This window comes from Frankia sp. CcI49, assembly GCF_001983215.1.
Taxonomy (GTDB): Bacteria; Actinomycetota; Actinomycetes; order Frankiales; family Frankiaceae; genus Parafrankia; species Parafrankia irregularis.
In genome coordinates, this window is sequence record NZ_MOWP01000018.1 from 59137 (window position 1) to 71632 (window position 12496).

General features: G+C 72.2%; 14 protein-coding genes and 1 pseudogene. 5 read left to right on the forward strand and 10 right to left on the reverse strand.

Going from position 1 to position 12496, the window contains the following annotated elements; genetic code table 11:
• Positions 1-18 precede the first annotated feature (18 nt).
• Positions 19-1326, forward strand: a complete 1308-nt coding sequence (locus CcI49_RS17645) for a histidine kinase (RefSeq protein WP_076827855.1) — start codon at positions 19-21, stop codon at positions 1324-1326.
• Complete coding sequence (locus CcI49_RS17650; protein ID WP_076827857.1) at positions 1301-1960, forward strand: response regulator transcription factor; 660 nt, start codon at positions 1301-1303, stop codon at positions 1958-1960. The genes CcI49_RS17645 and CcI49_RS17650 overlap by 26 nt, the downstream gene beginning before the upstream one ends.
• A gap of 27 nt (positions 1961-1987) precedes the next feature.
• On the opposite strand, the gene CcI49_RS17655 is transcribed toward CcI49_RS17650, so the two are convergent.
• From CcI49_RS17655 to CcI49_RS17685, 6 genes are all read right to left on the reverse strand, one after another.
• Positions 1988-2695 carry a hypothetical protein gene (locus CcI49_RS17655; protein WP_054570099.1) on the reverse strand — a complete coding sequence of 236 codons (708 nt, stop codon included), beginning with the start codon at positions 2693-2695 and terminating at the stop codon, positions 1988-1990.
• 321 nt (positions 2696-3016) lie between these two features.
• Positions 3017-3718: a response regulator transcription factor gene (locus CcI49_RS17665; RefSeq protein WP_054570100.1), complete on the reverse strand. Its 702-nt coding sequence runs from the start codon at positions 3716-3718 to the stop codon at positions 3017-3019.
• Positions 3715-4968, reverse strand: coding sequence for a histidine kinase (locus CcI49_RS17670; protein ID WP_076827861.1), 1254 nt, complete (start codon positions 4966-4968; stop codon positions 3715-3717). Before CcI49_RS17670 ends, CcI49_RS17665 begins: the two co-directional genes overlap by 4 nt.
• Entirely contained in the window at positions 4965-6074 is a 1110-nt protein-coding gene (locus CcI49_RS17675; RefSeq protein ID WP_076827863.1) for a D-alanine--D-alanine ligase family protein, read from the reverse strand. The genes CcI49_RS17670 and CcI49_RS17675 overlap by 4 nt, the downstream gene beginning before the upstream one ends.
• Positions 6075-6085: 11 nt before the next feature.
• Positions 6086-7357 carry an alanine racemase gene (alr, locus tag CcI49_RS17680; RefSeq protein WP_241840120.1) on the reverse strand — a complete coding sequence of 424 codons (1272 nt, stop codon included), beginning with the start codon at positions 7355-7357 and terminating at the stop codon, positions 6086-6088.
• A gap of 261 nt (positions 7358-7618) precedes the next feature.
• On the reverse strand, positions 7619-8005 hold the full coding sequence (locus CcI49_RS17685; protein WP_054570105.1) for a nuclear transport factor 2 family protein: 387 nt from the start codon (positions 8003-8005) through the stop codon (positions 7619-7621).
• A gap of 216 nt (positions 8006-8221) precedes the next feature.
• Here CcI49_RS17685 and CcI49_RS17690 point away from each other — a divergent pair, with 216 nt between their 5' ends.
• Entirely contained in the window at positions 8222-8878 is a 657-nt protein-coding gene (locus CcI49_RS17690) for a YdcF family protein (protein ID WP_198955558.1), read from the forward strand.
• Here CcI49_RS17690 and CcI49_RS17695 read toward each other — a convergent pair.
• The gene (locus CcI49_RS17695) at positions 8829-9656 is read right to left on the reverse strand and encodes an alpha/beta fold hydrolase (protein WP_076827865.1); all 828 of its coding nucleotides are present in this window, start codon (positions 9654-9656) and stop codon (positions 8829-8831) included. The genes CcI49_RS17690 and CcI49_RS17695 overlap by 50 nt on opposite strands.
• Before the next feature lie 68 nt (positions 9657-9724).
• Between CcI49_RS17695 and CcI49_RS17700 the strand changes: the two genes are divergently transcribed.
• On the forward strand, positions 9725-10180 hold the full coding sequence (locus tag CcI49_RS17700; protein ID WP_076827867.1) for a helix-turn-helix domain-containing protein: 456 nt from the start codon (positions 9725-9727) through the stop codon (positions 10178-10180).
• Here CcI49_RS17700 and CcI49_RS17705 read toward each other — a convergent pair.
• Both CcI49_RS17705 and CcI49_RS17710 read right to left on the reverse strand, forming a co-directional pair.
• The gene (locus tag CcI49_RS17705) at positions 10172-10732 is read right to left on the reverse strand and encodes a DUF3291 domain-containing protein (RefSeq protein ID WP_076827869.1); all 561 of its coding nucleotides are present in this window, start codon (positions 10730-10732) and stop codon (positions 10172-10174) included. The genes CcI49_RS17700 and CcI49_RS17705 overlap by 9 nt on opposite strands.
• Positions 10733-10950: 218 nt before the next feature.
• Positions 10951-11367 (reverse strand): hypothetical protein, encoded by a 417-nt coding sequence (locus tag CcI49_RS17710; protein ID WP_054570109.1) that lies wholly within the window; start codon positions 11365-11367, stop codon positions 10951-10953.
• 378 nt (positions 11368-11745) lie between these two features.
• On the opposite strand from CcI49_RS17710, the gene CcI49_RS17715 reads away from it, so the two are divergent.
• Positions 11746-12189 (forward strand): hypothetical protein, encoded by a 444-nt coding sequence (locus CcI49_RS17715; protein WP_131831116.1) that lies wholly within the window; start codon positions 11746-11748, stop codon positions 12187-12189.
• Between the two features lie 87 nt (positions 12190-12276).
• Here CcI49_RS17715 and CcI49_RS44465 read toward each other — a convergent pair.
• Positions 12277-12426: pseudogene (locus CcI49_RS44465) on the reverse strand (alpha/beta hydrolase); the annotation flags it as partial.
• Positions 12427-12496: the final 70 nt, after the last annotated feature.

A 12496-nucleotide genomic window follows, 5' to 3' on the forward strand; every position in this document is an offset into this window, starting at 1 on the left:
CGCGTAGATTGCCGGGGCATGCCCCGTGTGCAGCGCACCGGGCGGGACTGGGCCGCCGACCTGGGGTTCGTCCTGTTCGCCGCCTGTTTCGCCGCGCTCACCTCGCAGACCGTCACGGTGATGGACGATCCGGGGCCGGTATGGCGGGTGGTGGACCAGGTCGCCGGCGGGCTGGGATGCGCGGCGCTGCTGGCGCGGCGGCGATGGCCGGTGCCGTTGGCGGTGGTGCTGGTGGCCGCGGGGACGGCGACACCGTACCTGACAGGCCCGGTGCTGGTGGCGGTGTTCACCGTCGCCGCGACCCAGCAGCGGCGGGTCACCGCGGGGGTGGCGGCGTTGGTGTTCGCCCCGCTGCCGCTGTTCCTGTGGAGGCTGGCGGACCTGCCCGAAGCCCGGGCGGATCGTGCGGTGACCTATTTCGCGCTGGTCGCGGGGGCTGTGGGCTGGGGGTTGTTCCGGCGCTCGCGGGGGCAGCTGATCGCGTCGCTGCGAGCGCGGGCGGAGCTGGCGGAGGCGGACGCGGAGTTACGCGCGGACCGTGCCCGCCAGGAGATCCGCGCCCAGATCGCCCGGGAGATGCACGATGTGCTGGGGCATCGGCTGTCGCTGTTGAGCGTGCATGCGGGGGCGTTGGAGTTCAACACGTCCGCGTCGGCGGCGCAGGTCGCCGAGGCGGCGGGGGTGATCCGGGAGAACGCGCATCTGGCGTTGCGCGATCTGCGCGAGGTGATCGGTGTCCTCAACGACGGTGGTCCCGGCGACGAGCTGTGGCCGTCGGTGGGCCTGGCGGATCTGGGGCGGCTGGTGGCGGAGACGCGGGCGGCGGGGGCCGCCGTGGAGCTGACCGGGTGGGCCGGCGGGCTGGTGGAGGGGGTGGCTCCGCCGGCGGCGGTGGGGCGGGCGGCGCTGCGGATCGTGCAGGAGGCGCTCACGAACGCCCGGATGCACGCACCGGGCGCGCCGGTCGCGGTGCGGCTGTCCGGCGGGCCGGGCCGGGGGTTGACCGTGGACGTCCACAGCGGGCCGGTGCCCTCGTCCCCCGGGTCATCCGCCGAGGCGGACCCGCCGACGACGGTGCCGCGGCCGGCGGCGGGGTGGGCGGGTGGTGGTGCGACCGGTGGCGGGCGCGGTCTGGTCGGGCTGGCGGAACGGGCCCGGGTGGCCGGTGGTGTGCTGCGGGCGGGGCCGACCGTGGACGGGTTCGAGGTCCGGGCCTGGCTTCCGTGGGCCGCCGAACCCGCCGAGGACCAGAAGCCGGACCAGAAGCCGGACCGGGAGCGGGAGCGGGGAGGCGGCGTGGATGATCGGTGTCCTGCTGGTGGATGACGACGCTCTGGTGCGGGCCGGGTTGCGGCTGATGCTCGGCGGCGCCGGGGACATCGAGGTGGTCGCCGAGGCCGGGGACGGCGGGCAGGTCGCCGCGTTGGTCGCCGCGCACCGGCCCGCCGTGGTGTTGATGGACATCCGGATGCCGGGTGTCGACGGGGTGCGGGCGACCCGGATGGTGCGGGCGGTGCCCGGTGCGCCGGAGGTGCTGGTGCTGACCACCTTCCACACCGATGCCCATGTGCTGGGGGCGTTGCGGGCCGGGGCGGCCGGGTTCCTGCTCAAGGACACCGCCCCGGGTGACATCGTGGCGGCGATCCGCACGGTGGCCGCGGGTGATCCGGTGCTGTCCCCGGCGGTCACCCGCCGGCTCATCGACCAGGCCACCGCCGGTGGTGACGGTGGGTGTGACGACGTCGCCGCGCGGACCCGGGCCCGGCTGGGGATGTTGGGGGATCGGGAGCGGGAGGTGGCGTTGGCGGTGGGCCGGGGCCTGTCGAACGCGCAGATCGCCCGGGAGCTGCACCTGGCGTTGCCGACGGTGAAGACGCATGTGTCGCGGATCCTGACCCGCCTCGACCTGAACAACCGGGTGCAGATCGCGTTGCTCGTCCACGACGCGGGACTGCGGTGACCCGGTGGCTTGGGTGGCCTGGGACGGCTACTGACGTTCGAGCTTGGCGGCGAGCTGCTTGACCAGCCGGGCTTCCAGATCCGCGTCGGGTGTCCGCCCGTCGGCGGCGACGACGAGGGTGGCGAAGACCCGGCCGCCGCCGAGGTGGATGACGTCCATGGTGGAGTCGGCCGTGAAGGTGACACGGTAGGCGGAGAGGGCCCCGTCGGGGGTGGGCAGCTCACGCATCGGGTCGTCGCCGTCGTCGGACATCGTCTTGTTCTGGCAGCTCAGGTAGTCGGGATGGCGCAGCGCGGCGGTCACGGCCTGGACCTGGTCGGCGGTGTAGATCCCGGCCAGGGAGCCGATCTCCAGGCTCTGCTTCTCGCCGCGTTCGGAGGTGGCTTCGGAGGTGAACGTGTCGCTGTGCGCCTCGTCGGCGGATGTGGGGCTGAGGGTGTCGGGGGTGACGCCGAGGCAGGCGGCGAGGTCCTTGTCGAACATGTTGAGGGGGCTGTCGTCGCCGGGGTCGTCCATGTGCTCGGTCGGCGCGGCGGTGAGTCCGGTGGTTTCCGGGCCTTCGGTGAGGACGTAGTCCTTGGCCGCGATCGGGCCGGTCCGGCGGGGGATGTCCGCGATACCCCCGCCGGTGCCGTCGTCGCCGCAGGCCGCCGTGGTGAGCAGGAACAGCACGCTGGCCGCGGCGGTGCGCAGGCGCAGGCGGGTCTCGGAGGCGGCGGAGCCGACCAGGGGCAACGGACTCTCCCAACAGTCATGGGGGGCATACGGATGATTCACCCATTGTCGCCCCATGTATTCGGTTATGTGCGGCGCGGATCGGGTGGGTGCACCTGATCTCCCTGTCGCGTTCCCGACCCCGGACCGTGTCAACGAGAACGGGGTCCCGCCGTCGCCGCCCTCCCCACCTCAGCCGTCCGGGGTCAGGGCGTGGAGAGGACGTCGAGCCGACACCACCCGGATCTTCGAGGTCGGCCTGCGCACCCTGCTCGACGGGCTGGCCACCCTGGCCGCCGCCCGCGGCCGCCGCCCGCGACCGGCGGCCGGACGGTCAGACGGTCAGACGACGCCGTGCTCGTAGGCGAAGACGACGATCTGGACGCGGTCACGCAGCGCCAGCTTGCGCAGGATCGCACCGACATGGGTCTTGACGGTCGACTCGCTGGCGAACACCAGCCGGGCGATCTCCGTGTTCGACAGGCCGCGGACCACCGCGAAGAACACCTCACGTTCCTTGCCGGTGAGCGACCCGAAGGCCGCCGGTGGCTGGGCGGGCGCACGGAACTCGTGGTCGAGCAGGCTGGTGAGATCCCGCGGGGCGAGCACGGCGTTGCCGGTGTGCACCGTGCGGATCGCGTCCCGCAGCTGGGCGGGGGTGGTGTCCTTGAGCAGGAACCCGCTCGCCCCACAGCGGATCGCGGTGGCCGCCCGGTCGTCGAGGTTGAACGTCGTCAGCATGATCAGCCGGACCGGTTTCGTGCGCCGGGCCACCCGCGCGGGCGCGAAGATCTGCCGGGTGGCCTCGACGCCGTCCATCTCGGGCATGCGGATGTCCATGAGCACGACGTCGGGGCGCAGGTCGTCGACCAGGCCGACCGCCTCGCGGCCGTCGGCCGCCGTGCCCAGGACCCGCATGCCGGGCTGCGCGTCGATGATCACCCGCACGCCCTCCCGGAAGAGCTCCTGGTCGTCGACGAGGAGAACACCGATCGGCGCGGCGTCCGCCACCGCCGCCTCGTCGGGCCCGACCGGCCCGGTCATGCCGGCCGCCCGGACACCGCGGACGAGGACAGCGCCGGCGCCGGTGAGCGCACGGGCAGGTTCGCCGCCGCGGTGAAGGTCGGCCCATCGGGGCCCACGCCCTGCCGGATGTCGAGGCTGCCACCGACGGACTCCAGCCGCCGGCGCATACCCGCGATTCCCTGACCGCCGCCGAGGCCCCCGAGGCCGTCGCGGGTACCGGCGGCGTCCACGCTGTTCGTCACCTCGATGGTGAGCGTGGCCGCCGCGCTGTCCGGCGCGGGCCACCGCCGCTCGACCCGCGTCGGCCGGTCACGCCGGCCGTGCTTCAACGCGTTGGTCAGCATCTCCTGCAACGTCCGGTAGGCGACCGCGTCGAGCTCGGGTGGCAGCGGACGGGCCTCGCCGGCCTCGGCCGCCTCGACCGGCTGGCCGCTGGAACGGACGGTGTCGATGAGCGAGTCGAGCCCGCCGCGGCGCCCCCGGTCGGGTTCCCGCGCCGGTTCGAGCACCTCCCGCACGTCGTGCAGCGAGGAACGGGCGGATGTCGCGATGGTCTGCATGGTCGTCTTGAGCCTGGCGGGGTCGTCCAGGAACTGCGCCGACTCCGCCTGGACGAGGATGACGGTCAGCGAATGCCCGACCACGTCGTGGACGTCGCGGGCGAGCCGGTTCTGGGCGTCGCGCAGCCGGGCGATCTCCTGGGCCTGGCGGGCGTCGTGCTCGGCGACCTGGCGGGCGGCCTGCGCCGTGCGCGCCCGGGACAGGAACCGCATCATCAGACCGGTCAGGAACGGGACGGCGAGGAACGTGACACCGAACAGGAGCAGGCCCCAGATGGTGATCTGCCGGCTGTAGCCGGTCAGCAGGTCGTACAGCACATGCCCCCCGCGGCCCCCCGCCCGCACCCCGAGCGAGCGGACCCAGGCGACGCCCAGGACCGGGGCGGCACCGACCGTGGCGGCGGCGGCCAGCACCGTGGCGACCCGCCCCCAGCGCGCGGCGGCGAACAGCACCACCACCAGCGCGGCCTCGGCCAGCAGGACCGGTGTGCCCCCGACGAGCTGGACGAGACCCGCGACCCAGGCCGTGCCCAGCGCGGCCGCGGGCTCCCACCGGGCGGCGACGACGGCGCCGGCGACCAGCAGCAGGAAGACGACGTCCATGACCGGCGAGCCGGCAGGCCGCCACGTCCGGTCGAGTTCCGCCACGCCGACGATGAGGATCGCCGTCCCGGCCGCGGCGGCGGCGAACCCCTCCTCGGCTCTCATCCGACCCGCAGGGGACCACGGCCGACGCGGCCGACGTGGTCGTCGCGGTCGTCGCCGTGCTGCCCCCCGGCCACGGCCACAGCTGTGGCTCGGGCCGTGGCTGTGGCGACCGCGTCGGCGATCAGCAGCTCCAGCAGCTCGGGGTAGGGCACACCGGCCGCCGCGAACATCCGCGGTACCTGCGAATGGCTGGTGAATCCTGGCATCGTGTTGACCTCGTTGAGCACCGGGCCGGCGTCGGTGAGGAAGAAGTCGACCCGGGCGACACCGGCGCACCCGAGCGCGTCGTACACGGTGACCGCCGCCTCCCGCAGCACGCCCAGCTGCGCGTCGCTCAGCGGGGCGGGCACGAGGAACCGGGCGGAGCCGTCGTACTTGGCGGCGAGGTCGAAGAACCCGGCGTGCCCGGTGACGATCTCCAGCGGGGGAGCCACCGTCCGGGTGCCGTCGGGCCGGCCGAGAACGGCCAGGTCGATCTCACGGCCACAGACCACCTCCTCGACAAGCACCCGGTCATCGAGCGTCAACGCGGCCTCGACGGCGGCGGTGAGCTGCGCGGCGTCATGGACCAGGGACACCCCGTAGCTCGAGCCGGCCGAGACCGGTTTGACCACCGCCGGCAGTGGGGCCGTCACCGCGCCGGCGGCTGTCCGCGCCCGGTTCACCAGAATGCCAGGTGCGGTCGGGACACCGACGGCCTCGGCGATGAGCTTCGTCGCCCATTTGTCCATGGCCAGGGCGCCGGCGCGCACCGGGGAACCGACGTAGGGCACACCGGCCAGTTCGCACAGTGCGGCCAGTGTGCCGTCCTCACCGCCCGGGCCGTGCAGCATCGGCAGCACGGCCACGCAGGACCGCAGCACCTCCACGGCACCGGCCAGCCCGACGAGGCGGCCCGTGTGGTCACGCCACCGGCCGTCGCGGTCGATGGTGAGGGCCGCCACGGCGTGCCCGGCAGCGGTCAGGGCCTCGGTGACCGCCGCCGCGGAGGCGAGCGACACCTCATGCTCACAGCTGGTCCCCCCGCCGATGACAACCACCCGGCCGGCGATCCGGCGTCCGGCCGTGGTGCCGTCCGCCAGCGCCGTCTCCTTCTTCTCCCGCATGGCGTTCTCCCTCATCGCGTTGTTCGTTCGCCGGGGTCGGTGTGGGTGGTGACGACCCGGCGCAGCCGCGGCCCGAGTCCGGTGACGATCTCGTGCTCCAGCGTTCCGGCCCAGCGAGCCCAGTCCGCCGCCGTCGGCTCGCCACCGTCCCCAGGACCGAACAGCGTCACCACGTCGCCGGCCCGCGCCGGGCAGGCGGCCGGATCGGGGCCGAGATCGATGACGGTCATGTCCATCGACAGGCGCCCGACCACCCGGCGGCGCACCCCGGCGACCTGCACCTGCGCGCACGCGGCGACGCGGCGGGGCAGCCCGTCGGCGTACCCGACGGGCACCAGGCCGAGCCGGGTCGCCCGCGGAGACGTCCAGGTGTGCCCGTAGCCGACCGCGGTTCCCGCCGGCACCGTGCGGACGGTGACCAGTGGGGCGGTCAGGCGCAGCGCCGGGCGCAGCCGCACACGGCCCGACTCGTCGATGCCGACCAGGCCCGCGCCGATCCGGCTCAGGCTGTGATGGGTCCGCGGGTCGCTCAGCGTCGCGGCCGTCGCCGCGAGGTGACGGTCCCGGGGACGCAGCCCGGCGCCGAGGGCGACCCGGACACCCCAGTCGAAACATTCACGTCCCCGCCGGTTGGCCGGATGACCGGGTTCGGCGGCGCAGGCGAGATGCCCCATCACCCCGACGACGCGGACGAAACCGGCCCGCTCGGCGCACCGCGCCGTGTGACACAGGGACTCCCACTGCTCGGGCGGGATACCGTCGCGGGCCATCCCGGTGTCGAGCTGGAGATGGACACCGGCGCCGGGTGTCTGACGGGCGACCGCCCGCAGGTGGGCGTGGCTGGGAACGGCGAGCTCCACCCCCGCGCGGGTCGCCTGGGTGAAGTCGGCGTTGACCGGGTTGAGCCAGCTCAGCACGGGCTCGGTGAACCCCAGATCGCGCAGGGTGTACGCCTCGTCGACGCTGGTCACCCCKAACCGGGTCGCGCCACCGGCCAGCGCCGCCCGCGCGACATCGGCCAGGCCGTGCCCGTAGCCGTCGGCTTTCACCACGGCCATCACCTCACCGGCCCCGCGGGCACCGCCCTGGCGGCGGATGGCGCTGATGGTGCGAACGTTGGCGGTGACCGCCGCGACGTCGAGTGTCAACGTGGGACCGGTCGTGCCGGTCCGTTGCAGCAGGGTGGCGGGTGTCATCCGGCCCGCCGAGGACCCGCACCCACCCGGGCCCGTGCCGTGCCGGACGACCATCCAGGCGGGACGGGCGACTCGTGGTTCCCGCATGGGGGACACGCCGCGACCCGCGGGGCGGCCAGCGATCTCGTCGTGTTCGTCATGCCGGTCACTGTCGTCCCGCCGGGGGCCGCCGGCCTCCTCCGGAGGAACCGGATCCCTGTCCTCAGGTACCGCCTTCTCCGGACCAGGGGCCAGGTACCGCCACGCTGAGGCGTATCGCCACATGATCGTAAACGGGCCCGACACCTCCGCCCCGGCCCTGCTCGACTTCTTCCGGTAACCGGGGCGCAGCGTCGACCTGCCGGGACGTCACATCTCCGGCGCCGCGGTGGGACGGGTGAACTCGGGCTGGTCGAGCAGCCGCAGCCAGCTTCCGTCGGGCTGGCGGCGGGCGACCTGCGCCCGAGCACCGGTCCCGTCGGCGGGTGGGGTCGAGGTGAGGGCGATGTCGCCGCTGACCAGCGTCGGCAGGGACGGTTCCGGCTCGAAACGGGGGCCTGGGGCCAGGACCTTCTCCCACAGCGCGTGGATGGCGCCGCGGCCCACCGTCTGGCCGCCGGGTGGGTAGGCGAGCACCGCGTCCGGTTCGTAGAGCGCGGCGACCCCGGCCGCATCCCCGGCGTTGGAACGTTCGACGAACAGGCGGGTGAGGTCCTCGGGACGCATGGCCTTCTCGTACTGCTCGTAGTCCGACATGGACATCCTTTCCTCGGGTGACGCCTGGGGCGCCCGGTGAGGTGGCGCGGCGCGCTCTGTCCCTTCCCAGGCTGGCCGGCCCAGCCACAGAAGTCCAACAGATAGATCTTCTACGATCTAGAATCTGTGATTATGGAGCGACGACCCCGCCATACTCGCCCCGATCTGGCGGAACACCCGCGACCCGGCCGCGTTCAGCGGGCAGGGTGCGGACCGGTGAACGCGGCCCGAACGCAGCTGGGAGGTGCCTGCCTGCTGGTCGCGGCGGTGCTGGGATGGGGCGAGCTGGAACACTGGCGGGCATCACGGCGCCAGCTCGGCACGACCGCCCCGACCTCGGCTGTGGTGCGGGGCGCAGGCGAGGTGGTGGTCGTGCTCGGTTTCCGTAACCGGTCGGAGCGCATCAACGCGGTCAACCGATGGCGGGTCCGGGCCGGGCTGCGTTCCCTCGAAGGTGCGGAGTCCCGGCTGGTCCTGGCCGGCGGCCCGGTGGGCGGCCCGCGGGCGGAAGCGGACCTGATGGCGGACTACGCCCGCGGTACCCGCGGCTACCACGGCCCGCTGTCCGTCGAGACCACCAGCCGCTCCACCTGGGAGAACATCAGCAACGTCATCCCCCTGCTCGAGCACGCGGACCGGATAAAGATCGTCTCGGACTCGTTGCACGCCGAGCGGGCCCGTGGCTACCTGTGGCGCCAGCGCCCCGACCTCGCCGCCCGTCTCGTCCGCGGTGGCGACCACCGCTTCGGTGAGCATTCGCTCCTCAAACCGGCCCTCGCGCTCCTCGGGCGCCGGCGCCTGCGGCGTCAGAAGCTCCGCGCTGTCAGCCCAGGAAATCCATCAGCCGCTCGTTCAACTGCTTCGGCGTGGTGAGTGGCAGGGAGTGGTGGGTGGCTGCGGGGAGCAGTGCCACCTCGCCGTGCGAGAGCATCCGGCGGGCTCTGTCGGCGACCTTGCCGGCGTGGTGGGCGCGGCTGCGCTCCGCGAGCAGGACCAGTACCGGCATGCGGAGGTCGGCGGCCTGCGGGCGGCCGCCGGTGACGAACTTGCGGCCGGGAACAGTGGTGGCGAGCGCGTAGAGACGCTGCCAGGTCTCGTCCGGGTGGACGTCTGCGGTCTCCCAGGACAGGAAGGCGCGGGCACGGGCCTCGCTCGGGCGGATCAGGGTGGGCAGTGCGCGCAGCAGGTAGCCAGGGYGGAATCCGGCGAAGACCTGGGTCGGGTCGACGAGGGCGAGGCGGGCGACCCGCTGCGGGGCATGAAGTGCGTACCTGACGGCCAGCCAGGCGCCGTACGAGTGACCGCACAGGTACGTGCGGGCAAGCCCGAGCCCGTCCATCAGCGCGTCCAGCCAGTACTCCAGATCGTCGACGCTCTTCAACGGTGCGCCCCGGCGTTCGGTGCGGCCGGCGTCACCCAGCAGATCAACCGCATGGACCCGGTACTGCCTGCCGAGAGCGGGTGCGTTGGCGAACCAGACCAGGCCGGTGGCTGAGCCGCCGGGCAGCAGCAGGAGCGGGCTGCCGTCCGCTCGGCCGTACACATGAACCCGGGTGGGCCCGTACGGGGTGGCGACGTCGCGCTCCTCGGTGGACTCGGGCCAGCGGGCACGGAGCTCGTCGTAGACAAGATCGAAAGCGGACGGCGACATGGAGATTCCTCTCGCTCAGCGATAATCTCGCTCAGCGAGATATTAGCCAGTGGTTCGAGGGAGTGTGCATGGACGAGCAGAGCCCGGCGATGGGACTGGTTCACCTGCTGCGCGCGGTGACCGTGGAGTTCGACCTGCTGGGCGCCAGGTTCGCCGCGCGCCACGGGCTGCATCCCACCGATGTGCGCGCGCTGATCCACCTGCTGGATGCGGCACGGGTCGGTACCCGTGCCACGCCCGGGTGGCTTGGCGAGCAACTGCGCCTGAACTCTGCCGGGACCACCGCCCTGGTGGATCGGCTGGAACGGCTCGGACTGGTCCGGCGTAGCAGGGACACCACCGATCGGCGACGTGTGCTGCTGGATGTGGAGGAGAAGGCCACGGAACTCGGGTGGAGCTTCTTCGGGCCGGTGATCGGCGAGGTGGTGGCGGCCGTGGACGGTTTCGAGGCGGGCGAGCTGGAGACGGTGCGTCGCTTTCTTACCTCGGTGCTGGAGTCCGCCGGCCGGGCACATTCACCCTGAGCAGGGCCGGGGGCCAGCGGAGGCATCGGCGAGCCTGGTCGCGGTTCCGTCCGGGGTGAACGGGTGGTGGAAGGTGAAGCCGTGCGGTGCGCAGCCGTGGTCGTGGAGCTGTTCCAGCCGGGAAACCCCGTCCCGCCAGGTGGGTGTCACGCCGTCGGAGACCCACCAGACGACATGATTCGGGTGCGCCGTCCTCTCGAACCAGTCATGGCGCCTGTTGAGCGCAGCACGATGCAGCCCGGTGTAGATGGCGTCGAAGGCGGGGCGCAGACCGGTCCAGAGTGAGAGCGTCGCGGCGAGGGCGATGGTTTCCACGGTACGCCCCTTTTCATACCAGGTCGGTACCGCGAACGCGCCCCATGCACCCCAGTCCGCATCGAAGAATGTGGCCCGACCGCCAACCGCCGCTTCCGCATGAGCGAGATATCCGGGATGCAGGCTGATCTTCCGGTAGACGGCCGCACCGCTTTCCTGGAACTCCCGGGTGAGAGCCGACGGATCGGCGAGAGGTGACTTCAGGACGCCGAACGTGTACAGCGCAAGACGGGGCATGCGTATCTCCCTGGCCGAGGTTTCCTCACAGGGCAGGTCCTTGACGATGTGGCTGCCCGGCAGGTGAAGATAGCCGCCCCCCGGCGGCGTTGTCCAAGTTGCTTTTTCCCTGTTCATGTGGCCATCCGCCGGGTTCTCGCGGCGGCGGGATCAGGTCCTGGCCGGAGGTACTGCCGCCACCGGCTGCCGCCACCGGCAACGTCCACGGCGGGCGCCCCTTACTCCTGCACCGGCGACGTGTACCTCCCCGCGATGCTGTACTCGGTGCAGGGCGCGGTTCCTCTCGACTGGCAATGACGCAGGTGGTTCTCCCGCTCCTGGAGAATCAGGACGGCGACGATCAGCCCGATGACGAACGCGACCGCCCACCGCCTGACGGCACCCTGGTCGCGGACCAGCCAGGCCAGCAGGAGCGCGCCCAGGGGTGCGCCGGCCGCAATGACAGCGGCCTGGACCAGGATCTGGGCGCTGGTGACGATCTGGTCTCGGGTCAGTGGGTCGCCGGTCATGTTGGTCACCATGAGCTCCGCGCCGAACAGGCATACCGCCGTCCCGAGGACCGCCACGAAGCCCAGCAGCACCCGCAGGGGAAGGGTCGCGTCGAACCCGCCCTGCGCCGAGGTCCGATCGGTCACGCTGTCGATCCCCGCCCGACGACCGCGGCCCGCCGGGCGGTTCGGTGGCCGTCACCCCGCCCGACCAGCAYGGCGATCGCGAAGATCGGCCGGATCCACGACCCGAAGATCATCCGATGCTCTCTTTCGGGAAGCAAAGATTGCGCGTTCCTGGGCCGTCCCCACCCCGTCCGTACTGGTGCCATGTAGGTTTCCTTCACGGCGGAACTCCTTTCTGAGGCAACTGCACCGTAACGCGAGACCAGCCAGCCAGACGGTGATCGTCCGTAGCTGGCGCGACCCGACCGGGGGCGGGATCATGCGAACCCGAGGCCCAGCACCGTCCGACCGGACCGCAACCCTCGCGGACAATCCCGGCGGACACCTGGCGCCGACAGCATGACGATGCCGGAGGAAGACGGCCGGGTAGCAGGGGAACCGACCACACCCGGCCAGGGCACCCCTCTCGCGCACGGCGATCCGCAGCCTGCGCAACCGCAGCAGAAACCGATCAATATCCCCACGGAATACAGGGTCGCCGTGGGGACCTCGCTGGCGGTACTTGTCTTCCTCGTTTTCTTCGCGGTGTGGGCGAGAACAGCCGCGCCCAGCTCCTGGYGGATTCCCGTCTACACCCTGCTGGCGCTGGTCGGGTTTCCCGTGGCGTTCGGCCTCCTGACCCTGGCCCTGGACTGGTGGACGGACTGGTGGAACGGATTCCTGGGAGTCCCTCTACTGGTGGTGATTCTGGCGGCCACAGGATTTTTCGCGATGGTGCACGCCGTCGGATTTCTCGGAGTGATGCATATTCTGGGAGTTCTCGCGCTGGGATCCTTCAGGTAGGACCGTGAAGCGGAACAACAGCTGACGGCAGTCACCGTCAGCGGCGGCGATGCGCATTCACCGAGCTCAGGGCGGCGATCTGTGTTTTCTCCAGGGCCGCTCCGGGACCAACCTCTCGACCAGCGGGAGGACGTGCCAGTCGATGATCTCCTCGCCGACCGGCACGCCGGCCGCAAGCGCCTGGCGCAGGTCGGCGCGGGCCTGTTCGACGGCGTCGGACCGAGGCCGCTCACCGCTGGCCCACCCCGACCCGCAGCCCGTTCCGTTTCGTAACGTTCCGTTCGGTTGCATGGCGGCGACGAAAGCG